This window comes from Corynebacterium sp., assembly GCF_052107835.1.
GTDB lineage: Bacteria > Actinomycetota > Actinomycetes > Mycobacteriales > Mycobacteriaceae > Corynebacterium.
The window spans coordinates 1-24,782 of sequence record NZ_JBQEDF010000027.1; the positions used below are offsets into that span (position 1 = coordinate 1).

General features: G+C 66.6%; 24 protein-coding genes. 15 read left to right on the forward strand and 9 right to left on the reverse strand.

Annotation, left to right across the window (positions count from 1 at the left end):
- Positions 1 to 122 precede the first annotated feature (122 nt).
- From ilvD to ACTIL2_RS08210, 3 genes are all read right to left on the reverse strand, one after another.
- Positions 123 to 1,976 carry a dihydroxy-acid dehydratase gene (gene ilvD, locus ACTIL2_RS08200; protein ID WP_442336969.1) on the reverse strand — a complete coding sequence of 618 codons (1,854 nt, stop codon included), beginning with the start codon at positions 1,974 to 1,976 and terminating at the stop codon, positions 123 to 125.
- Positions 1,977 to 2,076: 100 nt separating this feature from the next.
- Positions 2,077 to 2,715: a PH domain-containing protein gene (locus ACTIL2_RS08205; RefSeq protein ID WP_442336970.1), complete on the reverse strand. Its 639-nt coding sequence runs from the start codon at positions 2,713 to 2,715 to the stop codon at positions 2,077 to 2,079.
- A 67-nt stretch (positions 2,716 to 2,782) separates the two neighbouring features.
- On the reverse strand, positions 2,783 to 4,465 hold the full coding sequence (locus ACTIL2_RS08210) for a mechanosensitive ion channel family protein (protein ID WP_442336971.1): 1,683 nt from the start codon (positions 4,463 to 4,465) through the stop codon (positions 2,783 to 2,785).
- A 346-nt stretch (positions 4,466 to 4,811) separates the two neighbouring features.
- On the opposite strand from ACTIL2_RS08210, the gene ACTIL2_RS08215 reads away from it, so the two are divergent.
- The 8 genes from ACTIL2_RS08215 (at position 4,812) to ACTIL2_RS08250 (ending at position 13,609) form a co-directional block, all read left to right on the forward strand.
- Entirely contained in the window at positions 4,812 to 6,674 is a 1,863-nt protein-coding gene (locus ACTIL2_RS08215; RefSeq protein ID WP_442336972.1) for an acetolactate synthase large subunit, read from the forward strand.
- Positions 6,674 to 7,180, forward strand: a complete 507-nt coding sequence (gene ilvN / locus ACTIL2_RS08220) for an acetolactate synthase small subunit (protein WP_442336973.1) — start codon at positions 6,674 to 6,676, stop codon at positions 7,178 to 7,180. The genes ACTIL2_RS08215 and ilvN overlap by 1 nt, the downstream gene beginning before the upstream one ends.
- Positions 7,181 to 7,248: 68 nt before the next feature.
- A complete protein-coding gene (gene ilvC / locus ACTIL2_RS08225) occupies positions 7,249 to 8,262 on the forward strand; it encodes a ketol-acid reductoisomerase (protein WP_442336974.1) in 1,014 nt (337 codons plus the stop codon).
- Positions 8,263 to 8,495: 233 nt separating this feature from the next.
- On the forward strand, positions 8,496 to 8,699 hold the full coding sequence (locus ACTIL2_RS08230) for a cold-shock protein (RefSeq protein WP_442336975.1): 204 nt from the start codon (positions 8,496 to 8,498) through the stop codon (positions 8,697 to 8,699).
- 389 nt (positions 8,700 to 9,088) lie between these two features.
- Positions 9,089 to 10,063 carry a cation diffusion facilitator family transporter gene (locus ACTIL2_RS08235; RefSeq protein WP_442336976.1) on the forward strand — a complete coding sequence of 325 codons (975 nt, stop codon included), beginning with the start codon at positions 9,089 to 9,091 and terminating at the stop codon, positions 10,061 to 10,063.
- A 174-nt stretch (positions 10,064 to 10,237) separates the two neighbouring features.
- On the forward strand, positions 10,238 to 11,833 hold the full coding sequence (gene serA, locus ACTIL2_RS08240) for a phosphoglycerate dehydrogenase (protein ID WP_442336977.1): 1,596 nt from the start codon (positions 10,238 to 10,240) through the stop codon (positions 11,831 to 11,833).
- Positions 11,834 to 11,918: 85 nt separating this feature from the next.
- Entirely contained in the window at positions 11,919 to 12,392 is a 474-nt protein-coding gene (locus ACTIL2_RS08245; RefSeq protein WP_442336978.1) for a MarR family winged helix-turn-helix transcriptional regulator, read from the forward strand.
- Complete coding sequence (locus ACTIL2_RS08250) at positions 12,389 to 13,609, forward strand: MFS transporter (RefSeq protein WP_442336979.1); 1,221 nt, start codon at positions 12,389 to 12,391, stop codon at positions 13,607 to 13,609. Before ACTIL2_RS08245 ends, ACTIL2_RS08250 begins: the two co-directional genes overlap by 4 nt.
- On the opposite strand, the gene ACTIL2_RS08255 is transcribed toward ACTIL2_RS08250, so the two are convergent.
- Complete coding sequence (locus tag ACTIL2_RS08255; protein ID WP_442336980.1) at positions 13,557 to 14,876, reverse strand: glycosyltransferase 87 family protein; 1,320 nt, start codon at positions 14,874 to 14,876, stop codon at positions 13,557 to 13,559. The two genes, ACTIL2_RS08250 and ACTIL2_RS08255, sit on opposite strands and share 53 nt — an antisense overlap.
- Positions 14,877 to 15,038: 162 nt before the next feature.
- Here ACTIL2_RS08255 and ACTIL2_RS08260 point away from each other — a divergent pair, with 162 nt between their 5' ends.
- On the forward strand, positions 15,039 to 16,100 hold the full coding sequence (locus tag ACTIL2_RS08260; protein WP_442336981.1) for a 3-isopropylmalate dehydrogenase: 1,062 nt from the start codon (positions 15,039 to 15,041) through the stop codon (positions 16,098 to 16,100).
- 77 nt (positions 16,101 to 16,177) lie between these two features.
- Positions 16,178 to 16,357, forward strand: coding sequence for a hypothetical protein (locus tag ACTIL2_RS08265; RefSeq protein ID WP_442336982.1), 180 nt, complete (start codon positions 16,178 to 16,180; stop codon positions 16,355 to 16,357).
- Positions 16,358 to 16,400: 43 nt separating this feature from the next.
- Here ACTIL2_RS08265 and ACTIL2_RS08270 read toward each other — a convergent pair whose 3' ends face one another.
- The 5 genes from ACTIL2_RS08270 to ACTIL2_RS08290 form a co-directional block, all read right to left on the reverse strand.
- Positions 16,401 to 16,991, reverse strand: coding sequence for a GNAT family N-acetyltransferase (locus tag ACTIL2_RS08270; RefSeq protein WP_442336983.1), 591 nt, complete (start codon positions 16,989 to 16,991; stop codon positions 16,401 to 16,403).
- Position 16,992: 1 nt separating this feature from the next.
- Positions 16,993 to 17,250 (reverse strand): CopG family transcriptional regulator, encoded by a 258-nt coding sequence (locus ACTIL2_RS08275; protein WP_442336984.1) that lies wholly within the window; start codon positions 17,248 to 17,250, stop codon positions 16,993 to 16,995.
- Positions 17,247 to 17,513, reverse strand: coding sequence for a hypothetical protein (locus ACTIL2_RS08280; RefSeq protein ID WP_442336985.1), 267 nt, complete (start codon positions 17,511 to 17,513; stop codon positions 17,247 to 17,249). Before ACTIL2_RS08280 ends, ACTIL2_RS08275 begins: the two co-directional genes overlap by 4 nt.
- Positions 17,514 to 17,586: 73 nt before the next feature.
- Positions 17,587 to 18,234: a response regulator transcription factor gene (locus ACTIL2_RS08285; RefSeq protein WP_442336986.1), complete on the reverse strand. Its 648-nt coding sequence runs from the start codon at positions 18,232 to 18,234 to the stop codon at positions 17,587 to 17,589.
- Positions 18,231 to 19,433, reverse strand: coding sequence for a histidine kinase (locus ACTIL2_RS08290; RefSeq protein ID WP_442336987.1), 1,203 nt, complete (start codon positions 19,431 to 19,433; stop codon positions 18,231 to 18,233). The genes ACTIL2_RS08285 and ACTIL2_RS08290 overlap by 4 nt, the downstream gene beginning before the upstream one ends.
- Positions 19,434 to 19,544: 111 nt before the next feature.
- Between ACTIL2_RS08290 and ACTIL2_RS08295 the strand changes: the two genes are divergently transcribed.
- The 5 genes from ACTIL2_RS08295 (at position 19,545) to ACTIL2_RS08315 (ending at position 24,440) form a co-directional block, all read left to right on the forward strand.
- The gene (locus ACTIL2_RS08295) at positions 19,545 to 20,168 is read left to right on the forward strand and encodes an ABC transporter ATP-binding protein (protein ID WP_442336988.1); all 624 of its coding nucleotides are present in this window, start codon (positions 19,545 to 19,547) and stop codon (positions 20,166 to 20,168) included.
- A complete protein-coding gene (locus ACTIL2_RS08300; protein ID WP_442336989.1) occupies positions 20,165 to 21,427 on the forward strand; it encodes an FtsX-like permease family protein in 1,263 nt (420 codons plus the stop codon). Before ACTIL2_RS08295 ends, ACTIL2_RS08300 begins: the two co-directional genes overlap by 4 nt.
- Positions 21,428 to 21,495: 68 nt before the next feature.
- On the forward strand, positions 21,496 to 21,762 hold the full coding sequence (locus ACTIL2_RS08305) for a hypothetical protein (protein WP_442336990.1): 267 nt from the start codon (positions 21,496 to 21,498) through the stop codon (positions 21,760 to 21,762).
- 90 nt (positions 21,763 to 21,852) lie between these two features.
- On the forward strand, positions 21,853 to 22,545 hold the full coding sequence (locus ACTIL2_RS08310) for an ABC transporter ATP-binding protein (RefSeq protein WP_442336991.1): 693 nt from the start codon (positions 21,853 to 21,855) through the stop codon (positions 22,543 to 22,545).
- On the forward strand, positions 22,542 to 24,440 hold the full coding sequence (locus ACTIL2_RS08315; protein WP_442336992.1) for a hypothetical protein: 1,899 nt from the start codon (positions 22,542 to 22,544) through the stop codon (positions 24,438 to 24,440). The genes ACTIL2_RS08310 and ACTIL2_RS08315 overlap by 4 nt, the downstream gene beginning before the upstream one ends.
- Positions 24,441 to 24,782 lie beyond the last annotated feature (342 nt).

The following is a 24,782-nucleotide window of genomic DNA, read 5'->3' on the forward strand; positions in this document are numbered from 1 at the left end:
CTGTTACCGATGTCCTGATCTAGAAGTGTCACCGATGTCCTGGGAGATTACACGCGCCTCCGGGGAGAAAGCGGGCCTGGGGGCATGAAAATTTCGGCCTGGGTTTGGGGGAAGAGGGGTTCCTAGTCGTCCTCGAGGACGCGCACGGCGCCCTTGTCGGCACTGGAGGCCATCTTCGCGTAGGCACGCAGGGCCTTGGTGACCTTGCGCTGGCGGGACGCCGGCTTCCACGGCTTCCCCGAGGCATCCATCGCGGAACGGCGGCGCTCGATCTCCTCGTCCGGCAGATCCAGGGAGATCCGGCGGTTGTGCACGTCGATGGTGACGGGGTCACCGTCCTGTACCAGGCCGATCAGCCCACCGTCGGCGGCCTCGGGGGAGATGTGGCCGACCGAGATCCCGGAGGAACCGCCGGAGAAGCGGCCGTCGGTGATCAACGCACACTTCTTGCCCAGGCCGGAGCCCTTCAGGAAGGCGGTCGGGTGCAGCATCTCCTGCATGCCCGGACCACCGGACGGGCCCTCGTAGCGCACCACGATGACATTGCCCGGCTGGACCTTCTTCTTCAGGATGACGTCCACGGCCTCCTCCTGCGACTCGACGACCAGCGCCCGGCCGGAGAAGTGCCACAGGGATTCGTCGATGCCGGCGGCCTTGATGACCGCGCCGTCGGGGGAGAGGTTGCCGCGCAGGATCACCAGGCCACCGTCGACGGTGACGGCGTGCTCCACGGAGTGGATGCAGCCGTTCTCGTCATCGAGGTCCAGGTTGTCCCACACATTGTCCGTGGAGAACGGCTCGGTGGTGCGCACACCACCGGGTGCGGCGTGGTAGAGGTCGATGGCCTCCTGCTTCGGGGATGCGGCACTGACGTCCCAGTCCTCCAGCCACTCCGCCAGGCTCGGGGAGTGGACGGTGTGCACGCCCTCGTTGAGCTTGCCGCCGCGCCACAGCTCACCGAGGATGCGGGGGATGCCACCGGCGCGGTGCACGTCCTCCATGTGGTAGTCGGAGTTCGGTGCGACCTTCGACAGGCAGGGCACGGTCTTCGACAGGTCGTCGATGTCCTGCAGGTCGAAGTCGACGCCACCCTCCTGGGCGGCGGCGAGGATGTGCAGCACCGTGTTCGTGGAGCCGCCCATGGCCATGTCCAGCGCCATGGCGTTCTGGAAGGCCTCCTTGGTGGCGATGTTGCGCGGCAGCACGGAGGTGTCGCCCTCGCCGTAGTAGCGCTTGCACAGGTCGACGATGTTGCGTCCGGCCTCGCTGAACAGCTCGCGGCGGGCGGAGTGGGTCGCCAGGGTCGAACCGTTGCCCGGCAGGGACAGACCCAGTGCCTCGGTCAGGCAGTTCATCGAGTTGGCGGTGAACATGCCCGAGCACGAACCACAGGTCGGGCAGGCGGCCTGCTCGACCGTCATCAGCCCCTGGCGTGAGACCTGCTCGCTGGCGGACGCGCTGATCGAGGTGATCAGGTCGGTGGGGGCGTGGGCGACACCGTCGACGACCACGGCCTTGCCGGCCTCCATCGGGCCGCCGGAGACGAAGACCACCGGGATGTTCAGCCGCATCGCGGCGTTCAGCATGCCGGGGGTGATCTTGTCGCAGTTGGAGATGCAGACGATGGCGTCGGCCTGGTGGGCGTTGACCATGTACTCCACGGAGTCGGAGATGATCTCACGGCTCGGCAGGGAGTACAGCATGCCGGAGTGCCCCATGGCGATGCCGTCGTCCACGGCGATGGTGTTGAACTCGCGGGCGACGCCACCCGCCTCCTTCACGGCTTCAGCGACAATGTCGCCGACGTCCTTGAGGTGGACGTGGCCGGGGACGAACTGGGTGTAGGAGTTCGCGATCGCGATGATCGGCTTGTCGAAGTCACTGTCGCTCATGCCCGTGGCGCGCCACAGGGAGCGCGCGCCTGCGGCGTTGCGCCCCTGGGTGGTCACCGATGACCGGAAAGGGATCTGGTTCATATCGGAAGATACGTCCTCTCGTCAGGCCAAGTTCTTCGCTGCCCGACCTGCGGGGCAGTCTTGTGGATCTGTGAAATTGTGGCGCACGCCGGGACAGTAGTCAGGTGTCCCGCGGTGTGTCATCGGTGGGGTCGCCGGTGGGTTCGGCGGAGTCCTCGTCCTCGTTGGCCTGCTGTCGCCGGGCGAGTTCCTCGCGGGCCATGCGGCTGGCACGGCGGGAGGCCTCGTACTCCTGGTACTCGTCCTCGTCCATCAGCACGCCGACGCCGCTGTCCCGCTCGACCACCCGCACACTTTCGTCGATGGCGGTCAGACCCGGGGTCACCGGGTCGGGGATCCTGCCGTCGGTCACTTCAGCCAGGGTCACCAGCGAATTGAAGCTCACGCCCGGCAGGGGGAATGATGTGTCGTCCTTGCGGACGGCGAGGGCTTTGCCTCCACGGGTGAATCGTAGTGCGTCGAACTCGTCCCACGCCAATGACCTCGACGGGCGGAGGAGGTAGCGGGCGGAGATGCCGTCCTCGTCGAACGTCGTGCGGCAGCGCTTGATCCAGACGATGAACAGCACGGGGAACACCGGGAGCCAGAACAGGTACTGCGGCGCGTAGGCGATGGCCACGATGCTCATCACCAGCATGATCACGGCGGCGATCAGGTGTCCCTGATCGGTCCGCACATGGTAGGGCAGTGCTGGTGACGCCGGTGGTTCGGGCGACGCCGCTGACTCCGGGGAACTCATGGTGGTCCATTTAATCAGGTGGCGGGCGGCGCGCCCACATCAGGTCCGCTGCCCACCGGACGGGGAACTATCCTGCCGTGGGCTCCTCGACGGTCTCACCGTCTCCGGCGCTCTGGCTCTGGTTCTCCTGCTGGTCGCCCTGCGGTCCGATGTTCTGGTCGCCCTGGGTGCCGCCGGCACCGGAGCCCCCGGTGTTGCCACTGCTGCCGGAGTCACCGCTGTTGCTGTTGCCGCTGCCGTCGTCGGTCCCGGTCGTGTCGGTGTTGTCCTGGTTCTGGTTGTTCTGCTGGTTGGAATCGTCCTGGGTGTCCTGCTGACCGGTGTCGCCGGTGTCCCCGGTGCCGTCATCGGTGCTGCCGGTGTCATCCGTGACGGGCGGTTCGTCCTGCTCGGTGGGTGTCTGCGGCGCCGGCGTCTCGGTGGTCTCGACTGCGGCGCCCGAGTTGCGCCACCGGTCCGGGGAGAGGAATCCCGGGTTGGCGTCCTCGGGGCTCGTGGAGAACAGGGCCAGGAGGCCGACAACGACGAGGCCGATGAACAGTCCGGTCGTTGACGGGCGGAACCGTCCGCCGATGCTCAGGGCATTCTTCGCCTGGGAATCGTACGGGCCGGGGACGGCGTTCCCGTCGGCGTCCTTCTCGTGCTTGCCCTCGCCGTCCTCCGTGTCGGAGTCCTGCTGTGACGCGCCGTAGGTGGGGATCACTGTGGTCTCGGCGTCGGTGGCTGTGCCGTCGTCCCCGGTGTCGGGCGCGTCCGCGGTGCCGGAATCGGTGGTGGTGTCCAGGTCCGACCCCGATGTTGCCGCGGCCACCACCCGGTCCGTCTCCTCCGGGGAGGGGGCGGAACCGGACGTGTCGGTTCCCGCCGACGGGAGCTGGGGAGTGGCTGCACCGGCGGGGCCAGCGGGGAGCTCGCCAGGGGCCTGGTAACGGTCCCAGAAGCTGTTGACGAGGTTCGCGCGGATGGCGCGCTCGACCCCCCACTGGGCGGCGGGTCTGGTCTCTACATTGACCTCCATGCCCACTGACCAGGGCAGGCCCGCCGCGGTGGGCGGGGTGATGCTCAGGGCGGGCAGGACGCTGATCTCGCCCCGGATCTGGTCGCTCACGCCCGCGGACTCCACGGCCTGGTGGGACGCGGCGGTGACCTTGTCCACCAGGTCGGCCATCGACTCGTTGTCGGTCAGCGGGAGATCGAGGTCGACGACGGCCTTGGACCACTTCTTGGAGTAGTTGATCGTCACGGTGGCCTTGCTGTTCGGGATCGTGACGAGTTCGCCGTTGCCCGTGCGGATCTGGGTGGAACGCAGCGTCAGCTTCACGACGGTGCCGCTGACCCCGTCGCTGGTGTCGTCGAAGGCGACCACGTCCCCCACGCCGTAGTGGCGCTCCGAGATGATGAAGAAGCCCGTCAGGAAATCGCCGATGATGTTCTGCGCGCCGAAACCGACGGCGGCGGAGACCACGGTGGCCGGAACCGCGGCACCGAGGGCAGGTACGCCGAGGTTGGTCAGGGCGAACAGGACGATGACGAAGTAGGCGACGATCTCGAGGATGTAGACCAGGGCGCCCACGAGCGCCAGCTTCGACTTCGTCTCCTCCTCCCCGTGCTCGAACCGGTCAGTGAGCACGCGGACGACCTGGCGTCCGATGCGGGGGATGAGAATGGCGATGAGCAGCAGTGTTGCCAGTGGGAGGCCATGCTCAATGACCCAGTCCCACAGCGAGAATAAGAAGTAACCTACGTCCATGGGGATGACCGTAGTACTTGATGATTGGTGTTCGCTGACAGGCCCCGGGGCCACCTTTCGGCACCCCGTCAACGCGTCCATTCTGTGGGAAGGGGGGTATCAGCGGGTGGGAAAATATCGCGTTTTCCGTTGACCACGGGGGCAGGGTCGGCTAGTGTCGTGCCCCATGACGACGTTCCTGATTCTCGTAACCGCCGGGCGCTAGAGCCCCTGCGGTAAGTACGCGGAACTCCTCTGGCGCCCCCGCCCCGAATCATCGGGTAGCGGGGGCACAGTCGGTTCAAGACAGTCGGTTCTTCGGCGTCGGACATCCACAACCAATGACCATCAAAGGAGTGCACGGACGGTGAATGACACCTCACGCCCACACCCCAGTCCCGCCACCCTGGCCGCGTCCGGACGCGGCCGTCGGCCCGAGCGCATCAACGGTGCCCAGGCGGTAGTCCGTTCCCTCGAGGAACTGGGGACCGACGTCGTCTTCGGTCTTCCCGGCGGAGCTGTCCTGCCGCTCTACGAGGCCCTCTACGGGTCCGAGAAGCTCAACCACATCCTCGTCCGCCATGAGCAGGGCGCAGGGCACGCCGCAACCGGGTACGCCCAGGTCTCCGGCGAGGTCGGGGTGTGCATCGCCACGTCCGGCCCGGGTGCCACCAACCTGGTGACCCCGCTGGCGGACGCGAACATGGACTCCGTGCCCATCGTGGCCATCACCGGCCAGGTCGGAAGCCACCTGCTGGGAACCGACGGTTTCCAGGAGGCCGACATCCGTGGCATCACGATGCCGATCACCAAGCACAGCTTCATGGTCACCAGCCCCGAGGAGATCCCGGCCGCGATCGCGGAGGCTTTCCACGTCGCGTCCACCGGACGCCCCGGGGCGGTCCTCGTCGACGTCCCGAAGGACATCCAGAACGCCGAGCTCGACTTCGTCTGGCCGCCGAGCTACCGGCTGCCCGGCTACCACCCGGTCACCACGCCGCACAACCGGCAGATCGAGGAGGCGGCACGCCTGCTGTCGGAGGCGAAGCAGCCGGTGATCTACGCCGGCGGCGGTATCCTGAAGGCCAATGCGCACGATGAACTGCTGGCATTCGCGGAAGCCACGGGCATCCCGGTCACCACCACCCTGATGGCGCTCGGCACTTTCCCGGAGTCGCACCCGCAGTTCCTGGGGATGCCCGGCATGCACGGGACCGTCCCGGCGGTCGCCGCGCTGCAGCGTTCCGACCTGCTCCTGGCCATCGGTACCCGCTTCGATGACCGGGTCACCGGCGACGTCGAGTCTTTCGCGCCCGGCGCCAAGGTCATTCACGCTGACATCGACCCGGCCGAGATCGGGAAGATCCGCGAGGTCAAGGTGCCCATCGTGGGCGACGCCCGCGAGGTCCTCGGCGCGCTGCGCCGTTCAATGACCAGTCTCGGGCTGCCGAATCCGGACGTCGAGCGGTGGAACGCCTACCTCAACGGGCTCAAGGCGGACTTCCCGCCCGGCTACGATGAACCGGAGGACGGCAAGCTGGCACCCCAGTTCGTCCTGGAACAGCTCACCGCGGCCGCCGGCACGGATTCCATCTACGTCGCCGGTGTCGGCCAGCACCAGATGTGGGCCGCACAGTTCCTGGACTTCGAGAAGCCGCGGACGTGGCTGAACTCCGGTGGGCTGGGGACGATGGGCTACGCGGTGCCTGCCGCGATGGGCGCCAAGGCCGCAGCCCCGGACACCGAGGTCTGGGCCGTCGACGGCGACGGTTGCTTCCAGATGACCAACCAGGAGCTCGTGACCTGCGCGGTCGAGGGGTTGCCCATCAAGGTCGCGCTGATCAACAACGGCAACCTGGGCATGGTGCGTCAGTGGCAGACGCTGTTCTTCGACGGCCATTACTCCCACACCAACCTCAAGCCCGGGGAGCAGTACCTGCCCGACTTCGTCGGACTGGCCGAATCCATGGGTTGCGCGGCGTTCCGCGTCACGGAGAAGGACGACGTGGCGAAGGTGATCGCCGAGGCCCGTGAGATCAATGACCGGCCCGTGGTCATCGACTTCATCGTCGGTGAGGACGCGCAGGTCTGGCCGATGATCTCCGCCGGTTCGTCCAACGACGAGGTCCAGTACGTCCGCGACCTGCGCCCCCTGTTCGATGAGGAGAACTCGGCGGCCGAGGACCCGGATGAGATCCACAAGACGATCAAGGAAGGCGAGCAGAACTGATGTCTCAAGTCCACACCCTGAGCGTCCTGTGTGAGGACGTCGACGGCATCGCATCGCGCATCACCGGCATGTTCACCCGCCGGGCGTTCAGCATCATCTCCATCGCCTCGGGACGCACCGAGGTCGCCGGAGTCAACCGCTTCACCATCCAGGTGGAGGGCGAGGACCACGTGATCGAGCAGATCACCAAGCAGCTGAACAAACTGATCCCGGTGATCAAGGTCAGCCGCCACGACCCGGATTCGATCGTGTGCCGGGGCCTGATGCTGGTCAAGGTCAGCGCCGACAACGCCAACCGCACCCAGGTCGTCGAGGCCGCGAAACTGTTCCGCGCCCACGTGGTGGACGTCGGGCCGGAGTCGCTGGTGATCGAGGCGACCGGTACGCCGACGAAGCTCCAGGCGCTGCTCGAGGTGCTGGAGCCCTTCGGCATCCGCGAGCTCGTCGAGTCGAGCCTGACGGCGGTCAGCCGTGGCCAGAAGGCCATGTACCCCGCAAAGCTCTAGTACCTTCCCCCCTGTTACTATCGGCTGCAGAAACAACAGCCACCCCCAGTTGAAAGGCTACAAATACCATGGCAATTGACGTGTTCTACGACGACGACGCCGACCTGTCTATCATCCAGGGACGCAAGGTCGCCGTGCTCGGCTACGGATCCCAGGGCCACGCCCATGCCCAGAACCTGCGTGATTCCGGTGTCGAGGTCGTCATCGGTCTGCGTGAGGGCTCCAAGTCCCGCGCCAAGGCGGAGGAGGCCGGTTTCTCGGTCCTCTCCAACGCCGAGGCGACCGCCTGGGCCGACGTCATCATGGTGCTGGTCCCCGACACCACCCAGGCCTCCGTCTACACCGAGGACATCGCCCCGAACCTGGAGGACGGCAACGCCATCTTCTTCGGCCACGGGCTGAACATCCACTTCGAGCTGATCAAGCCGGCCGAGACCGTGACCGTGGCGATGGCCGCGCCGAAGGGGCCGGGCCACCTGGTCCGCCGCCAGTTCGTCGACGGCAAGGGTGTGCCGTGCCTCATCGCCGTTGAGCAGGACCCCAAGGGTGAGGGCCGCGACCTCGCCCTGTCCTACGCCGCCGCCATCGGTGGCGCCCGCGCCGGTGTCATCCCGACCACCTTCGAGGCTGAGACCGTCACCGACCTCTTCGGTGAGCAGGCCGTGCTCTGTGGTGGCACCGAGGAGCTCGTGAAGACCGGGTTCGAGGTCCTCACCGAGGCCGGCTACGAGCCGGAGATGGCGTACTTCGAGTGCCTCCACGAGCTCAAGCTCATCGTTGACCTCATGTTCGAGGGCGGCATCGCCAACATGAACTACTCGGTGTCCGACACCGCCGAGTTCGGTGGCTACCTGTCCGGCCCGCGCGTGATCGACGCCGACACCAAGGTCCGCATGAAGGGGATCCTGTCCGACATCCAGGACGGTTCCTTCACCAAGCGTCTGATCGCCAACGTCGAGGGCGGCAACAAGGAGCTCGAGGGACTGCGCGCCGACTTCGCGGAGCACCCCATCGAGACCACCGGCACCAAGCTCCGTGACCTGATGAGCTGGGTCAAGAACCCGCTCGACGCCACCGCGTAACTACCCCCGGGGTTGGCTGGCACGGAGGGCTGTTGGCTTTCCGGGCCGTCCGGCGTAGAGTCCTTTCTTGGTTACAGTTTCTGAGTTGTTTTACCTCCCTCAGGGGAGGAACGAGTTTCGCGGAAGTTGTTGAAAAAGTCGCGAAAACGTTCCTCGCTGAGAAGGTGGCGGACGTTTCGGTTTACCCGGAGTGGACATTCGTCCTCCCGTACACCTTAAGAAAGGCAAAACACATGATCCAGGGCACCGTGAAGTGGTTCAACGGCGAAAAGGGCTTCGGCTTCATCGCTCCCGACGACGGCTCCGCCGACGTCTTCGTCCACTACTCCGCCATCGAGGGCCGCGGCTTCCGCAACCTCGAGGAGAACCAGAAGGTCGAGTTCGACACCGAGCAGGGCGCCAAGGGCCCGGCCGCCGTGTCCGTCACCGTCCTGTAATACAGGGAACTCGGTAGGCCCGGTCACACCGGAGCCACTCGAACCCCCGTCCCGACCCGCTTGAGGGTTGGCGACGGGGGTTTCTGCATGGGCGCATGGGCGGGGCACGCGGATCGGCGCAGGTGCGGCTTAACGGTGTCGGCGGCTCGGGCCGTTCGGGGGAGGGGTTGACAATCCAGATAGGGACACCCCCTCTGGTACCGAACCATCGCATTCACCGGCGCTCCGGCCCCGAAAACCGGTGTTGGTGTGATGGTCGGGCACCGATCGTCCCGTATGCGACAGTCCCCCTTGTTGAAAATGGTTATGATCACCAAAAAATACCCTTGACCTGCGTCGTCATTACAACTACCGTCGTAGACGTACGTTAATGAAAACGGAGGTAACCGGTGACACAGGATTCCGGCCACGATCATGCCGACGGCCACGCTCACGGGCATTCCCATGACCATGGCCACTCACATGTCCGTGGCAGGGCGCTGTGGTTCGTCATTGCACTGACCGCCACGATCTTCGTCGCCCAGGTCATCGGTGGCGTGGTGTCCGGTTCGCTGGCACTGCTCGCCGATGCCGGACACATGCTCTCGGACGCCGGCGGTCTTCTGGTCGCCGCGCTGGCGATGATGATCGGTTCGCGGGCCGCCACCTCCCGGTCCACCTACGGCTTCCGGCGGGCGGAGGTGATCACCGCGGCAGTGAACGCCGGCGCCGTCGCGGTGATCGGGGTGTGGATCGCGGTGGCGGCCGTCCGCCGGCTCGGGGAGGGCCCGGAGGAGATCCAGACCGGGCTGATGCTCATCGTCGCGCTGGTCGGCCTGGTCGCCAACCTCATCTCGGCGATTATCCTGAGCAGGTCGAGTGGCGAGTCCCTCAACATGCGCGGGGCGTACCTCCACGTCCTCGTCGACCTGCTGGGCTCGGTGGCCGTGATCGTCGCCGGTGTGGTCATCCACGTCACCGGCTGGGTGTGGGTCGACGCGGTGGCCTCCCTGATCATCGCCGCGCTGATCCTGCCGCGCGCCTGGTCGCTGATGCGTGAGGCGGGGTCCGTACTGATGGAGCAGGTCCCGGTCGGTGTGGATCCGGTCGATGTGCGCGATTCGGTCCTAGACACGTCCGGCGTGGAGGAGGTGCACGACCTGCACATCTGGTCGGTGGACGGCGAATCGTCGATGGCCACGGTCCATGTCGTGTCCTCGGACCGCGAGGGGCGGGTCCTCGACGAGGTGCAGAAGGTGTTCACCGGCTACGGTATCGGCCATGCCACCGTCCAGATCGAGGAACCCACGCACCGGGGCCACGAGCACGGGATCTGCGATTCACCGTTGGGCCGCAGCATGGTCGAGGCGGGCGAGGAGCACTGAGGGGTAGTTGGGGGAGGGCTTTCCCCACCCGGTGGGCAGGGACGTACTAAGCTGTCCATGTCGTACGTCACCCCTGCGCTGTGGCACAGTGCCGGGCAGTAAGGCGTGGGCCCCGCCCCTTCGACGCGGTCGTGCCGGAGGAGTGCGGGAAATGCACACCTGTCAGGAGAACCTGTGAGTCAGAATTCCCGTCCCGTCGTCCTCATCGCCGACAAGCTCGCCCAGTCCACCGTGGACGCCCTGGGCGACTCCGTCGAGGTGCGCTGGGTTGACGGTCCGAACCGTCCTGAACTGCTGGAGGCCGTCCCCGAGGCGGACGCCCTGCTCGTCCGCTCCGCGACCACCGTCGACGCCGAGGTTCTCGCCGCGGCCCCGAAGCTGCAGATCGTGGGACGCGCCGGTGTCGGCCTGGACAATGTCGACATCGAGGCCGCCACCGCCAAGGGCGTGATGGTCGCCAATGCCCCGACCTCGAACATCCACTCCGCCTGCGAGCACGCCATCTCGCTGCTGTTGTCCGCCGCCCGCCAGATCCCCGCCGCGGACAAGACCCTTCGCGACCACGAGTGGAAGCGGTCCTCCTTCAAGGGTGTCGAGATCTTCGGCAAGACCGTCGGCATCGTCGGCTTCGGCCACATCGGGCAGCTGTTCGCGCAGCGCCTGGCCGCCTTCGAGACCGAGATCGTCGCCTACGACCCCTACGCCAACCCGGCCCGTGCCGCCCAGCTCGGTGTCGAGCTCGTGGACCTGGACGAGCTGGTCTCCCGCTCCGACTTCGTGACGATCCACCTGCCGAAGACCAAGGAGACGGCCGGCATGTTCAATGCCGAGCTGCTGGCGAAGTCCAAGCAGGGCCAGATCATCATCAACGCCGCGCGTGGCGGACTCGTTGACGAGCAGGCCCTGGCGGACGCCATCAGGGGCGGTCGCATCCGCGGTGCCGGCTTCGACGTCTACGCCACCGAGCCCTGCACGGACTCCCCGCTGTACGAGTTGGACGAGGTCGTCGTGACACCGCACCTGGGCGCCTCCACCGAGGAGGCCCAGGACCGCGCCGGCACCGACGTCGCCGCCTCCGTCCTGAAGTCGCTGGCCGGCGATTTCGTGCCGGACGCCGTCAACGTCACCGGCGGCACGGTCTCCGAGGAGGTCGCGCTGTGGCTCGGTCTGTCCGCCAAGCTCGGCACGGTTGCCACCGGGCTGCTGGACGCCCCGGTCACCGCCGTCAATGTCGAGGCCCGTGGAGAGCTCTCCGGTGAGTCCGTCGACGCCCTGGGGCTGTCCGCCCTGCGCGGTGTGTTCGCCGGTGTCGTCGACGAGCAGGTCACCTTCGTCAATACCCCGCAGATCGCGCAGGAGCGTGGCGTGGAGCTGACCGTGACCACCGCCGACGAGTCCGTGACCCACCGTTCCGTGCTCGAGGTCACCGTGGTCACCGGCGACGGTGCGTCTGTCTCCGTGATCGGTGCGCTGACGGGGCTGGACCGGGTGGACAAGATCGTCCGGATCAACGACCGAGGCCTGGATCTGCGCGCTGAGGGTCTGAACCTGTTCCTGACCTACAACGACCAGCCGGGTGCGCTCGGCACCGTCGGTACCTTCCTGGGTCGCGCGGGCATCAACATCGATGCCGCCGCGCTGTCCCAGAATGAGGGTGAGGGGTCCGCCACGCTGGTGCTGCGCGTGGACAAGGAGATCGGGCAGGACCTGGTCGACCAGGTCGCGGACGCCCTGGATGCGTCCCGTGCGGTGCTGCTCGACCTGAGCTAGGAGAGGGGCCCACCGGCGTCGGGGCGCCGGTGGAGGGGAGGGTACTCCTTGATATTTAAGCCGCTTATGCATTAGGATGGGGGCTGTGACTGACAACAACCCAGCCGCCAACCCTGACCATGAACTAGCCCGCGCCATCCGTGACGCCGTCCGAGACGGTGTGCACATGGTGCGGTTCCTCGAGGATGAGGGGGAACTCTCGCTGACCCAGATCGGCATCCTCAACACCCTCGCCTCCGTCCCGCACCCCATAGGACTGCTCGCCCGGATCTCCGGGATGACGCAACCGGGGATGAGCCAGCAGATCGACAAGCTGGAGAGCGCCGGCATGGTCCGGCGCGTGAAAGACACGCGGGATGCCCGGGTCACCATGGTCGAGCTCACGGACCTGGGTGGGGAGACCCGCGCACGGGACAACCTGCTGCGTGACGCCGCCCTGTCCAGCCACTTTGACCTGATCAGCGACAGCGACCGGGAACGGATCCAGGATGCGCTGGGGCCGTTCTCGGTGTTCGCCGCGTCCTACGTCCAACGCAGAAGCGAGGAGAAGCACGAATGAGGAAAGACGGGCAGGAGGCCACGCTCGAGGGCGCGACACTCGAATCCGAGAAACAATCGATGATGCGCCAGCCGATCGCCGTGTGGGCGACCGCCCTGGCCTGCGTCTTCGCCTTCATGGGCATCGGCCTGGTGGACCCGATCCTCCCGGCCATCGCCGAGAACCTCGACGCCGGACCGTCCGAGGTCTCCCTCCTGTTCACCAGCTACTTCGCCGTGACAGCGGTGATGATGCTGGTCACCGGCGCGGTCTCCAGCCGCATCGGTGGAAAGAAGACCCTGCTCACCGGTCTCGCACTGATCGTGGCGTTCGCCGGTCTGGCCGGGACCTCCGACAGCGTCGGTGCCCTGGTCGGCTTCCGTGCTGGCTGGGGACTGGGCAACGCCCTGTTCGTGGCGACTGCACTCGCCGTGATCGTCTCAGTGGCCAGCGGCGGACGCGCCGTCGCCGTGATCCTCTACGAGGCGGCGCTGGGACTGGGCATGGCCGCCGGCCCGCTGCTCGGTGCCGTCCTCGGTGCACTGAACTGGCGTGGGCCGTTCTTCGGGACCGCGGCACTGATGTTCATCGCCCTGGTCGTTCTGCTGTTCAAGCTGCCGGAGACCCCGCCGCCGGCCGAGAAGACCAGCCTGGCCGCGCCGCTGAAGGCTCTGTCACACAAGGGTCTGTTCGGGGTCTCCTTCTCCGCGCTGTTCTACAACTTCGGCTTCTTCACCGTGCTGGCGTACACACCTTTCATCCTGGGCTTCGGGGAGATCGGCATCGGTGCGGTCTTCTTCGGCTGGGGCTGCGCGCTGGCGGTGTTCTCCGTGTTCATCGCCCCGATGATCCAGAACCGTATCGGCGCGGCGAACACCACCATGGCCACACTGGCCGGCCTGCTGCTGATCTACCTGTTGCTGGGGGTCTTCCACGACTCGGTGGGTGTCGTGGTCGTCCTGGTCGTGGTGTCCGGTGCGTTGCTGGGCATCAACAACACGATGTACACCGAGATGGCGATGAGCGTCTCGGACGCTCCACAGCCCGTGGCCTCGGCCGGGTACAACTTCGTGCGCTGGATGGGTGGGGTGATCGCCCCGTTCACCGCGACGAAGCTCGGCGAGATCGTCGGGGTGTCGGTTCCGTACTACGTGGCCGCGGCCGTCGCCGTCATCGCGATCGCGGTCATGCTGGTGTCCCGGAACCATGTCGAGGTGCACGGTCCGGAAGCGGTCTGACCGGGGGTTCATGACCGCGGCGCCGCCGCAGGAGCCCCGTGATCCCCGGTACAGCGGCGGCGGTCACGATCAGCACGCCCCACAGAACCCACATGTGGTTCAGGGGTACGGGGAGCCCGGGCTGTCCCATGAACGAGAACCTGTAGGACAGTTGGTGGCTGCAGTAGGGGATCATCACGACGACGACCGCGGCGGCGGACAGTAGCACCACGGCCTGGTCGGTCACCCATCCCGCCGCGCGGGAGGACGTCCTGCGGTGGAGGGAACGTGCCGCGTGCTGCCCGGCGTCCACGATGCAGACGGCGAGGGGAACCAGCCACACCCAGTGGTGGTGCCAGGAGAACGGGGACACCAGGCACGCCGCGACGCCACCGACAGACATGACGAGCGCCTGGTTGCCCTGCCGGGTGGCCCAGCGCACTGCGATGCAGAGGAGCGCCAGCAGGGCGCACACCAGCACCGCCCACAGGATGACCCCACCGGTGGAGTCGCCGAAGAGACGTTCGGTGAACCCCTTCAGCGACTGGGACGCCGAGACCGTGTCGCTGCCCACCCGCGAGGAGTCGAAGACCGCGGACGTCCAGAACGTCCACGCGTCGGGCACGGTGGCCAGGCCGATGGCGATCGTGGCGATGAATGTCGCCGTCGCGGTGGCGGCGTCCCGCCAGCGGCGCTGCATGAGGAAGACCAGGATGAAGAAGGCGGGCGTCAGTTTCAGTCCTGCGGCGATCCCCACACCGATCCCGGTGAAACGGTCGCGCCTCCGGAGGAAGTCGAGGGACACCAGGAGCATCAGCAGGATATTGATCTGCCCGTAGAAGAAGCTGTCGCGGACCGGCGACAGGGCCAGGGTCGCCACGGTGGCGGCAACGCCCAGCACTATCGTCGCCGTGTCGAGGCGGTACCCGAGATGCACGAGGGAACCGAGGATCACAGCCACGAGGGCGCCCACGCACGCCAGCTGCCAGAAGGACGCGGACATCTCCGGAGGCGCTGTGGCGAGGGCACGGAACACCGTGCCGGCGAACGGCGGGTAGGTGAAGGGGAGGGGGCCGTACAATGCGCCGTCGTAGAGGTGGCCGCCGGTGGCCATCGCCTCGCCGGCGCGGTAGTAGACCATGAAGTCGGTGGGGACCTTGTACAGGTCCAGCATCCGTCCGAACACGAACGGCCGGGTCTCGCGGTACGCAACCACGACCAGAACCGCCGCGAGGGCGCAGGTGAGGACGAGCCTGCCGCGCAGGGGCCTGGTTGAGTCTGTTTCCATGCAGGTCACATCCTGTAACTGTCCGTGTGAGAATGGAAACCAGTGTAGGACCGTTTCCTGTGGGAGCGGAGGATTGCGGGGGTAGGCCTCCACCCGTACGGCGGCGGCGGATAGTCTGGTGCCAGGACATTACCCAGTGGTTGAGACAAAGGAGTCCACACAATGAAACTGGCTGTCATTGCCGGGGACGGTATCGGTACCGAGGTCACCGCCGAGGCGCTCAAGGTTCTTGAGGCCGTGACCGGTGCGACCAGTGACGAGACCATCGACACCACAGACTACGACCTCGGTGCCCGACGCTACCTCCGCAATGGTGAGCTGCTCACCGATGAGGACCTGGCGTCCCTCAAGGAGCACGATGCCATCCTCCTCGGCGCCATCGGTGACCCTCGCTCTGTCCCGGCCGGCATCCTGGAGCGTGGCCTGCTGCTGCCGCTGCGGTTCAAGCTCGACCATGCGGTGAACCTGCGTCCCGCGAAGCTGTACCCCGGCTCGTCCTCCCCGCTGGCGGAGCCCGGCGACATTGACTTCGTGGTTGTCCGTGAGGGGACGGAGGGGCTGTACTGCGGCAACGGCGGCACGCTGCGCGAGGGGACGGAGCAGGAGGTGGCCAGCGAGGTCAGCCAGAACACCTGGTACGGCGTGGAGCGGGTCGTGCGCGACGCCTTCCACCGCGCCCAGGAACGGTCGAAGAAACTGACCCTGGTGCACAAGACCAATGTTCTGGTCAATGCCGGTGGACTGTGGCAGCGTGCCGTCGACACGATCGCGCGCGAGTTCCCCGAGGTCACGGTGGACTACTGCCACATCGATGCCGCCACCATCTACATGGCCACGGATCCCGCGCGCTTCGACGTGATCGTCACGGACAACCTGTTCGGCGATATCCTCACCGATCTCGCGGGCGCGGTGACTGGCGGAATCGGCCTGGCGGCATCGGGCAACATTGATCCGTCCAGGAGGAGCCCCTCGATGTTCGAACCGGTCCACGGATCCGCCCCGGACATCGCAGGCCAGGGCATCGCTGACCCGTGTGCGGCGATCTTGTCGGTCGCGCTGCTGCTGCGTCACCTCGCCGGTGACGAGGGGCAGGACGCCACCCTACGCATCGCCCAGGCGGAGAGGATCGAGGACGCGGTCCTGGCCGAGGCCGGTTCCAGGGATGGCTCGCCGATCGCGACCACTGAGGTGGGGGACCGCATCGCCGCGGCGGTGGCTGGCTGATTCATCACCGGTTCACTCGGTGAGTCACCTACGGTGGATGGTGGAGCCGATTCCGGATAACCGGGAAGAGGAACCCCATGGCAATCGGATACATCACCGTCGGGGTCGTTGCGATGGTGGTGGCGCTCGCATCACTGGTCCGCGGCTGGATTTCCGGGGACGCTCCGGACCAGAATTCCCCGGACCAGGACGCTCAGTCATCGGTGGAGAAGTCGTCTACCGATGAGCCTTACGGCTCGCACCCGCCCTCGTGGTGACCGTCGCAGCACTCGGCCGGTCGCTCAGTCGACGCGGTCCCGTTCAGACCTCGCGCCCCAACCGGTAGCGCAGCGATGTGCGCACCTGTGGCCACTCGGCGGCCGTGATCGAGTAGACGCAGGTGTCCCGCAGCGAGCCGTCGGCCGTCCGTGTGTGCTGTCGCAGAACACCGTCGAGCTTCGCTCCGAGGTGTTCAATCGCCGTGCGTGACTGCTGGTTGTGCCAGGAGGTTCGGAACTCCACCGCCGGGCACTCCCATACATCGAAGGCGTGGCTGAGCATCAGCAGCTTCGATTCCGCGTTGGTGCCTGATCCCTGGCTGCTGGCCGAGTTCCAGGTGGATCCAATCTCGACCCTGGGTAAAGAGGCATCGATGTTCATGTATGTCGTCATTCCGATGATGCGGTCGGTTCTCACGTCACGGGTGGTGAAGGGGATCATGGACCCAGCCTCCTGGAGTGCGAGACGGCGTGTGATCTCGGCGTGCATTCCAGCCGGGGTGGGGATGCTGGTGTACCAGAGTTTCCAGAGTTCGCCGTCCGTCGCAGCCTCGGCGAGGCCATCTTCATGGTTGTGGGAGAGGGGTTCGAGACGAACGAGATCCCCGGTGAACTCGACGGTTTCGAGGTTCATGTCAGAGCTCATCGATCAGGTCCCTCATGACCTGTGACGCACTGGTGTGTCGGTCACGCGCGATACGATTGAGCTTCGCCCGACGCGTGGCGTCAAGTCTCAGGGTGAATGGACGGGCCTCCTCTCCGATGCTCACTGGCCGCCCAGGATTCGATGACCCAAGATGGCCACCTGTGTACCCCTCTTCCGACTGGTGTGCCCAACGTTCGATGTCTTCGCTGGTGAACTCGGTGCCATTTGCTGCGGTGTACTTGCTCATGTCTCCTTCCTCCTGAGCCCTACTTCGTAAAGAGTCTTCTTTGTTGCGGCCATTGCGTGAAACACCAGCCAGTCATGGTCAGCTGTCTCAGCGGCAACGAACTCAAGGATCCTTCCGTGGCTGTCCATTCCGACGCCACCCCACTGGACCGGGTCGGTGTCCCTTGCACGTGAGCGAAGCGAGCCGTGGAAGGCGGTGATCACGTCTTCCACTGTGATCTCCTGCCGTTTCTCCATCACCCGGGGGTGGACCCGAACTTCCATGCGCTACCTCGCAGTCATTACGTACTACGTCGAAATGTAGTACGCAATTGTGGTGAATGGGAGGGCCTGTTTTCTACTGTCCGGTATGCCGCAGCCAGGCGAGGACGGCCCGGACCCGCCGATTCTCGTCGGAGGGGGCCATGCCCAGCTTCATGAACACGTTCGCGACGTGCTTGCTCACAGCGCCGGGGGAGAGGAACAGTGCATCACCGATCTGCGTGTTGGAATCGCCGGCGGCCATGCGCTCCAGGACCTCGCGCTCGCGGTCGGTCAGCGTCGCGATACCGCTCTTTCGTGCACTGATGAGTGTCTTGACCACATCCGGGTCCACCACAGTCCCGCCCTCGGCGACACTGGCGATGGCAGTGAGGAAGTCATTGACATCGGCTACCCGCTTCTTGAGCAGGTAGCCGAAACCGCCGTGGTCCAGCAGGTCATCAAGGTACGCCGCAGCAACGTACTGCGACAGCATCACCGCCGGCTGCACCTCACCGGACGCCCGCGCGTCCTCGCGGAGCTGGTGAACGGCGGCGAGACCGTCATCGGACATGGTCGGGGGCATGCGCACATCGCTGACGATGAGGTCGGGGCGTCCCTCCCGCGCGGCGGTGAGGAGCTCGTCGGCGTCAGCGACCGCGGTGACCACGTGTCCCGCGGCACGGAGCAGCCCTGCCAGCCCCTCGCGCAGCAGGGCCGTGTCCTCGGCGAGGAGGATCTTCATGGCAGCCTCATTTCCAGCCGGGTGCTCCAGTCACCGGGGATGTCACCCAACGACACCGTCCCGCCCAGGGTGGCGGCACGCTCGGTGAGTCCGGCGATACCGGTACCGTCCACACCTCGACTGGTTAAGCCCGCTCCGTCGTCGTCGACGGTGAGGACGGTGGCGTCCCGATTGAAGGAGATGGTGACCAGGACACAGGACGCCTCCCCGTGCTTGACGGCGTTGGTGAGTCCCTCGGAGGCGCAGTGGTAGAGGAGAAGCGCGGGGGTGTCGGACAGTTGGCCGTCGGCACCGGGGGAGAGGCGCTCCATAACATTGCCGTCGACGCCGGAGTGTGCGACGAGCTCCCGGACCGCCTCGACCAGCCCCTTGTCCGCCAGCACCTGCGGGTAGATCCCGCGGACGGTACTGCGCAGGGCGTCCAGCGCCTGCCGGGCATTGGTCTTGACGTCGGTGAGAGGAGGGGTCACGTCACCACCCTTCTCCGCGGTCAGTTCCAGGGTCGCGACATTGAGCTGCAGTGCGGTCAGGTACTGCTGGGCACCGTCGTGCAGCTCGCGCTCGATTCGTCGCCGTTCGCCAGTGAAGGCGTCCGTGAGGACGGCACGGGAGCGGGTGAGCTCCTCCACCTCTTGCGCCGTGGTGGTGTTGGACGCCACGGTCGCCGCAACCGCGCACCCGGTGATGACCCAGCAGGCGTACAGCAGAATCAGTACACCGAGGACCGTCACTACTGCGCAGATGGCTGTGAGCACCACGAAGGAATCGGTCTGCCAGAAGCCCAGGTCCAGTATCGGGCCGGTCACGCCCTGCTGTGCTACGGCGAACGGCGTGACGGCCAGGACCCCGGTCACCAGGCCGACCATACCGATCACCACGAATGCGACGAACCCGATGACCAGCAGGGCGAGCAGTTCCATGGTCTGCCGCCAGTCGAACCAGCGACTCACCCTGCGGTCCTGCACCGGCACCCGCATCCACCGCGCGCCGAGGCGTCCCACAATATCGGACGCCCGGGCACTCAGCGGAAGCCACGGCAGCAGGACCAGTGTGGCAACCAGTGCAGGGAGGAACAGGACGGTGAGCAGCGCCGCCCAGCACACCGCACGCCAGACCGGTTGATGGCTGATGAACCGCCAGGGTCGGGCGTTGAAGCCTTCCGGCCAGTAGCGGATCGCAGGGGTGGGGGCGGTAGTCACAGTGCATGACCCTATCGCGGTTGCCCCATCTCCCGCGGTGGAGCCAGGTCCACCTTTCGTCGGGAGCCTGGTCCATGGGAATACCTTCCCTTTCGGGGTGTCATGGCCGCCATGACATCACCCATCACCTGTACTGACCTCACGAAGCGGTTCGGCCGTACCACCGTTGTCGACGACCTCACCCTGACGGTGCCTCCGGGCGAGGTCACCGCCCTGGTCGGGCCGAGTGGCGCGGGGAAGACCACACTGCTGAACCTCTTGGCGGGTCTGGAGAAACCGTCCTCGGGCACGGTGACTGCGCCGGGGCGCCGTGAGCGAGGATTCATTTTCCAGGACTACAACCTGCTGGAGGCGATGAACGCGCAGGACAATGCGAGGCTGTCAGCCCGGCTGCTGGGGCGCAGAACGTCCCGCAGCGAGGTCAGTGAAATCTTCGGGGCTCTAGGCCTCCAGGGGCTGGAACGTCGTCTGCCGCACCAGCTGTCCGGCGGTCAGCAGCAGCGCGTTGCTGTCGCCCGGGTCCTGCTTGCCCGGGTGCCCTACGTTTTCGCCGACGAGCCGACCGGTGCGCTGGACCCGGACAGTGCGGCGATCGTGCTCGATCACCTCCGCGGTGCTGCCGACCGCGGTGCCACGGTGCTGCTCGTCAGCCACCAGGACGAGACGTTGCGCATCGCCGACAGGGTGGTGGAGGTCGGCAACGGGAGGATCGGAACGGAGGCCGTTGCACGATGATCGGTGCGGTGCTGCGGTTGGTCCGGACCGACATGCGGGCGGCGCGGCTGTCCTGGCTGGCAGTGGCGTGCACCCTGTTCGTCTCGGGGACCGGGGCCGCGTACGCGATGGCTTTCCTCATAGAAGGGGAGGAGGACGCCGGTGAGCTCGGCGGGACGATGCTGGGAATGGCGATCATCGGCATCGCCTCGGCGGTGGCATCGGTGAGTGGACTGGCGGTCAACGAACGCCGGCGCACCTGCGCACGCTGGAAGCTGCTGGGGTTGCCCGGCCCCGACGTCTTCGTCGTGGTGATGCTGCAGGTACTGGTTGTTGCCGTGGTGGCCTCTGTACCGGGGGCGCTTCTTGCGGTCCCGGTGGTGACACCGGCCGCCGAGTACATGGCCCAGCGGGGCACACCTCTCGGCGATCCGCAGGTCACCGGTGCGGTACTTGCGTGGTCGGTCGTCATCTGCGTCGGCGCAGCACTTCTCGGAGTGCTGGGGAAAGTGTTCGCGGTCTCGCGTGTACGTCCTACCGCGGCACTGCGTGCGGCCGTGGTGCCGGTAGCACGTCCCGGCGTCCTCGCCACCGGTCTTGGCCTGATGATGACTGCGGCCGTAGTGGCCATCGCCTCAACCGAGGATCTCTCGGAGAATGGATCAGTAATCGGCGTGCACGTCATGGGGCTGCTGGCGGTCGTCCCGCTGACCGGGTGGCTGATGTACCCGGTTCTGCAGTGGACGCGCGTCCTGAGGTTCTTCGGCCCCGCAGCCCGGGTTGCGGCGGACAGTGTGCGTGTCCGCTCGGCATTCACCAGTGCCCAGGTCGTCCCGTGGTTCCTCGTCGGTGGGATGGTCGTTGGTATCGGTTCAACGATGATAGTCGTGGTCAACGCCGGTGGCGGAGAGATCACCGGGGTGGATCTGCTCGTACCCATGTTTGCTCCGGCCGTCCTGCCGCCGTTGGTGGCGGGGATCGCATCGACACTGGTGATGGCTCCGCGTGCCAGGCAGGACACCCTGGTGATGCACCGTGCCGGGGCGGGACGTAGGCACCTGAGCAGGATTGTGGGGTGGGAATCCGTGGCGGTGGTGGTGAGCGCGGGACTGTTGACGCTGCTCTACACCGTGGCCGGGACAGCGGCGGCGAATGACGCCCTCTACGGAACAGTCTGGCCACAGGACTGGTGGACGGACATTCTCTGGGCGCCGTTCGCCGCCATCCTCGCGGTGATGTGGTTGCTGGTCGCATCGGTCACGGCACTGGTTCGCCGGTGAATCCCGGTCATCCCTAAACTGGGCGTCTGAATCCCTGACGCGCCCACATCCTCAAGGAGGAATCGACCGTGCCCACTAACCCGCCCGCCACGTCATCCCAGGAGTCCACAACGTGGCCGGTGGTGCTGATGGTCGGCGGGTTCGTGTCCCTGCTGGCGCTGATCATCACCCCGTTGGCCAGTGTGCTGGCGGTCGTCGTCGCCATTGCGTCCGGCATGATGCTGAGGACCAGTGACCTGCCGAAGGACCGGTCCCGGCTCAAGGCCGCGCTGGGCGTCTCCGGTTCGGCGGTTGTCCTCTTCGGTGTCCTGATGGTGTTCCTCGTCGCCGTGTAGGTGCGACGGCGGGATCGACGGGGGTGGAGCCAACTCCCGATTCCGCTATTTCCCCTGTTCGTCAAGGATTGTCCGCCACACAGTGGAGTCATGGACATCACCGCTGAGACACTGACCAAGACCTACCGGGAGCAGGACGGCCCGGTCATCGGAGGGGCCGACGAGACAGGACTCGACCTCACCGTGTCCGCCGGATCCTTCCTCGCCCTGATGGGACGCTCCGGCTCAGGCAAATCCACGCTGCTCAACATGCTCGCCGGCATCGTGCGTCCCACGTCCGGAACGGTGGGTTACGACGGCACCGATCTCTGGTCGCTGACGGACACCCGGCGTTCCCGCCTGCGGGCGTCGGGCACCGCGACGGTCTTCCAGGAGTACAACCTCTTCGACTTCCTGACCGTGCGCGAGAACCTTGCGCTGGGGATGCGCCTGGCTGGCAGGCACGTCACGACGGCCCGGGTCCAGGACGCCCTGGAACAGGTCGGGATGGGGCAGTACCTGAGCACACGTCCGGATGAGCTGTCCGGAGGTCAGCGCCAGCGCGTCGCCGTCGCCCGGGCCGTCGCGTCCTCGCCGGACGTGATCTTCGCCGACGAACCCACCGGTGCCCTCGACGAGCACAACGGGCGCATTGTGGTGGAACTGCTGCGCGAACTGGTGGAGTCCGGGACCAGCGTCGTCATGGTCACCCATGACGCCAGCATCGCCCGGGCCGCTGACCGCACGCTCACCCTGCGCGACGGCACGGTCGAGGCGTCCTCCCTGGCAGGTGCGGCATCATGATGCTCCGGCTGCTGCTATCCGGCCACCGGTCCGTCCTCACCGCTTTTCTGACCGTCGGCACCCTGCTCACCGCGTTGGCCGGTGGCGTCATCGGTACCGCGATCCGTGCCACACAAGCGGCGGATGGGTTCCGTGACGCGGGGAACGTCACCACGGACACGGCGGCCCAGTGGGCGAACTACAAGGGCACCGCCGACTACACTTTCCTGGTCGCCGCGCTGGCCTGCATCGTCGGGATGGTCCTGCTGTCCTCGGTCGCCCAGTTCACCGTCGCCGGTGTGGCCGCGACCTCGAGGGGCCTGCGATTGCTGGGCGCATCGCGGCGCCGGATCCGGTACGGACTCACCCTCGCCACGGCGGCGGTCAGTGCCCTTGCACTGGCCCTGGGCACAGCTCTCGCGCCGTTTGTCGCGGTCGCCTTCCGCTGGATCCTGGAACGTGCCGGGATGCCCGTCGCCGAACTCGGCAGTACATGGATGACGCAGCCCACACTGCTTGCCGGGGCATCTCTGCTGGTGTGGGGTGTGTGCTCGGTGTGGTGGCAGGCACGCCGTCTCGCTGGGATCGAGGCGGACATCCCCGTCCCCACCACCACCCGACGCATCGCGAAGCTGCTGGCCACCCCACTGCGCTATGGCGTGGGTATTGCCGCCGGCGTCGGGCTGTGGGCGATGCTCGGAAGCGAGATGACCATGGAGAACTACAACGAGATGTCCTTCGGGATCGCGTTGTGCACCCTCTTCGTTGTCTGGTCGCTCACCCCACCGGTGCTGCGCGGCATCGGCTGGCTCCTGCGCCGATCCGGGACCGGCCGGATGATCGTCGGGGGTGTGGCCTCGTCCCAGGGGCGCCGCATCGCAGGGATGTCGCTGATCGCCGCACTGCTCATCGTGCTCGGTGGGACCTCATCCTTCGCCGCCCTGGCGAGCAGTACGGGGTCGACGTACCAGGGTGCGGCATCCCTGCAGTCGGACGCGGTGACCCGGCAGGCTCTGACCCCGGAACAGACCGTGGCGGCACAGGACGCCGGGATTACCGTGTCACGGCTGGACACCGACGCCGGGTGGTTGGAAGGGGAGAACTCGGTGGATGCCGTCCCCGCCAACCGGGTGGATCCGGAACCGATGGACCGGTTGTTGCTCCCCGGCACCGTCACCGCCGGATCGTTGGCGGACGTGGCGGGGGACAGCGTTGCCGCCGATGACCGCTACGAGGTGGGCGAGACGGTGCACATACGTGACGACGGTGGCCTGCACCGGGAGGTGCGCGTTGTCGCCACGCTGGACCGGGAGTCGGACCTGGGCAGCGGGATCACCGTGGATGCGGCGTCCTTCCCGGTCAGTGCGTCCGGCGTCGATGAGAGGACCTATGCCTCGGGCGAACTGTCCGAGGTACGTACTGCGGTGCCGGGCGTGGAATGGACCAGTAGGAGCGACGAACTCGATGAGGGCATCGGGATGACGCAGCACGACCAGATGACCACGCTTGCCGGGATGGTCGGCGGCATCGGTGTGGTCGCGGTCGTGGCCCTGCTGCATGCCGTCATCGGATTCGCCTCGGACCTGCGCGGGACGCAGTCACGTCTGCGACGGATCAGCTTCTCCTGGGCGCGCGTCACCGGGGTGTTCGGTGGCCTCGGGGTGACGGTGGGGCTGGCTGCCGGGGTGATCTCTGCGGCGGCTCTGGCAGTGGCGCAGTGGGCACTGTCCGGGATGCTCACCGACCTCGGCGTGACCACGGCGATGGATGTCCCGTGGCCGCTTCTGTTGGGGTTGTGGGCGGTGGTGGTCGTCGCGAGTGTGGCCGGGATGGCCGCACAGCCGGTACGCGCGGCGGTTCCGACGCTTCCGTGGAGCGGCCGCGCGGGTGTGCGGGATCCGGGGCCGCAGCATTGACTGCGAAATGGTGTTCGCGTTGCCAACACACAGGGGATTTTGCAGTCATCACTGTCGACCGTTCAGTAGATCTCGTCCTACGTCCCGTTCTCGCTGGGATTGTTCTACACCCGTGCACATCGTCGCTGGCGGGGCCGCGTATAACCGCAGGTCAGTGGTGAACCAGGATGTCGGCGCCGACACGGGCGTAGAACAATCTCGAATCTCTCCGGGGAGAAGACGCAGAGGGCAGGAGAAGAAGAGTGGGACCGGGTGGAGCTCCCCGTGGGCGGACACACGGAGGAAGGAATCTCACACCGCCGCCCGGGCCCCTGCAAGAACTTTGTCGCACATCTGTAGCCC

Bases quoted from the DNA above. Each gene is read 5' to 3' on its own strand.
- ilvD (WP_442336969.1), bottom strand. From the start codon at position 1,976: ATGAACCAGATCCCTTTCCGGTCATCGGTGACCACCCAGGGGCGCAAC.
- ACTIL2_RS08205 (WP_442336970.1), bottom strand. From the start codon at position 2,715: ATGAGTTCCCCGGAGTCAGCGGCGTCGCCCGAACCACCGGCGTCACCA.
- ACTIL2_RS08210 (WP_442336971.1), bottom strand. From the start codon at position 4,465: ATGGACGTAGGTTACTTCTTATTCTCGCTGTGGGACTGGGTCATTGAG.
- ilvN (WP_442336973.1), top strand. From the start codon at position 6,674: ATGTCTCAAGTCCACACCCTGAGCGTCCTGTGTGAGGACGTCGACGGC.
- ilvC (WP_442336974.1), top strand. From the start codon at position 7,249: ATGGCAATTGACGTGTTCTACGACGACGACGCCGACCTGTCTATCATC.
- ACTIL2_RS08230 (WP_442336975.1), top strand. From the start codon at position 8,496: ATGATCCAGGGCACCGTGAAGTGGTTCAACGGCGAAAAGGGCTTCGGC.
- ACTIL2_RS08250 (WP_442336979.1), top strand. From the start codon at position 12,389: ATGAGGAAAGACGGGCAGGAGGCCACGCTCGAGGGCGCGACACTCGAA.
- ACTIL2_RS08255 (WP_442336980.1), bottom strand. From the start codon at position 14,876: ATGGAAACAGACTCAACCAGGCCCCTGCGCGGCAGGCTCGTCCTCACC.
- ACTIL2_RS08260 (WP_442336981.1), top strand. From the start codon at position 15,039: ATGAAACTGGCTGTCATTGCCGGGGACGGTATCGGTACCGAGGTCACC.
- ACTIL2_RS08265 (WP_442336982.1), top strand. From the start codon at position 16,178: ATGGCAATCGGATACATCACCGTCGGGGTCGTTGCGATGGTGGTGGCG.
- ACTIL2_RS08270 (WP_442336983.1), bottom strand. From the start codon at position 16,991: ATGAACCTCGAAACCGTCGAGTTCACCGGGGATCTCGTTCGTCTCGAA.
- ACTIL2_RS08275 (WP_442336984.1), bottom strand. From the start codon at position 17,250: ATGAGCAAGTACACCGCAGCAAATGGCACCGAGTTCACCAGCGAAGAC.
- ACTIL2_RS08280 (WP_442336985.1), bottom strand. From the start codon at position 17,513: ATGGAAGTTCGGGTCCACCCCCGGGTGATGGAGAAACGGCAGGAGATC.
- ACTIL2_RS08285 (WP_442336986.1), bottom strand. From the start codon at position 18,234: ATGAAGATCCTCCTCGCCGAGGACACGGCCCTGCTGCGCGAGGGGCTG.
- ACTIL2_RS08295 (WP_442336988.1), top strand. From the start codon at position 19,545: ATGACATCACCCATCACCTGTACTGACCTCACGAAGCGGTTCGGCCGT.
- ACTIL2_RS08300 (WP_442336989.1), top strand. From the start codon at position 20,165: ATGATCGGTGCGGTGCTGCGGTTGGTCCGGACCGACATGCGGGCGGCG.
- ACTIL2_RS08310 (WP_442336991.1), top strand. From the start codon at position 21,853: ATGGACATCACCGCTGAGACACTGACCAAGACCTACCGGGAGCAGGAC.
- ACTIL2_RS08315 (WP_442336992.1), top strand. From the start codon at position 22,542: ATGATGCTCCGGCTGCTGCTATCCGGCCACCGGTCCGTCCTCACCGCT.